Genomic DNA, 1,174 nt, shown 5'->3' with positions numbered 1-1,174 from the left:
CTCCCTCTCCGTCCGGTGACTGCCCGCCCGGTACGGCTTCTCCTACGACCTCTCAGATGTGCGCCCCTCCGCACGCCCGTGCACAGCCGTACGGGAGAATGGCGCCGTGACCTCGCCTGCTGACTCCCCGCTCCCCGCCCGGCCCCGGCTGATCGCCACCGATCTGGACGGCACGCTGCTGCGCCACGACAAGTCCGTCTCGGACCGTACGATCGCCGCGCTCAAAGGCGCCGAGGAGGCGGGCGTCGAGGTCTTCTTCGTCACCGGGCGCCCGGCCCGCTGGATGGGCGTCGTCAGCGACCATGTGCACGGCCACGGCATGGCCATCTGCGCCAACGGCGCCGCGGTGGTCGATCTGCGCGCCGGCGGAGAGCTGCTGAAGGTCCGTCCGCTGGACCGGGAGACCGCGCTGTACGTCGTACAGACCCTGCGCGACGCCGCCCCGGGAACGGCCTTCGCCGTGGAGATGACCAACGGCATCAGCTACGAGCCGGCCTACCCGCCTTTCCTGGAGGACCCGGGCGCGACAATCGCCACCGCGGAGAAGCTCCTCCAGGAAGAGCACGAGGAGTACGAGGCGTCCGCGGGCCCGGTCGTCAAACTGCTCGCCCAGCACCCGGACCTGACCCCCGACGGTTTCCTCACCCTGGCCCGTACGGCGGCCGGGGATCGCGCCACCATCACCCGGTCGAGCCCCACCGCGCTGCTGGAGATCAGCGCCCTGGGAGTGAGCAAGGCCAGCACGCTCGCGCTCTGCTGCGCCGAGCGCGGTGTCTCGTCCGACGAGGTCGTCGCCTTCGGGGACATGCCCAACGATCTGGAGATGCTGGCCTGGGCGGGCACCTCGTACGCGATGGGCAACGCCCATCCGGACGTACTCGCCGCCGCCTCCGGACGCACGGCCACGAACGACGAGGACGGCGTCGCGATCGTCATCGAGCAGATTCTCGCGCGGCTCTAGGTCCACGCGAGCGGCACAGCCCGCACGAGCCGCACAGCCAGCCCACACGAGCGGCACAGCCTGCGTACACGAGCCGCACGTCCAGCACGCGCGCACGGCCGGCAAGCCACGCGCGCACGTCCCGCGAGCCACGACCGGCGCGGCAGACAAGTCACGAGCCGGCACGGCCGACGAGCCGCCACTCGCAGCCGCCGGGGCCCCACCCTCGTCCCC

Annotated in this window: 1 protein-coding gene; it reads left to right on the top strand. The window is 72.0% G+C overall.

Annotated elements, in window-relative coordinates; genetic code table 11:
* Positions 1-106 precede the first annotated feature (106 nt).
* The gene (locus BFF77_RS32170) at positions 107-961 is read left to right on the top strand and encodes a Cof-type HAD-IIB family hydrolase (RefSeq protein WP_066957099.1); all 855 of its coding nucleotides are present in this window, start codon (positions 107-109) and stop codon (positions 959-961) included.
* The last annotated feature ends 213 nt before the right edge of the window (positions 962-1,174 follow it).

Origin of the sequence: Streptomyces lushanensis, from assembly GCF_001700515.1 — a bacterium.
Lineage (GTDB): Bacteria > Actinomycetota > Actinomycetes > Streptomycetales > Streptomycetaceae > Streptomyces > Streptomyces lushanensis.
The sequence above is the reverse complement of the archived record's forward strand: the minus strand, read 5'-3'. Positions and strand labels throughout refer to the sequence as shown.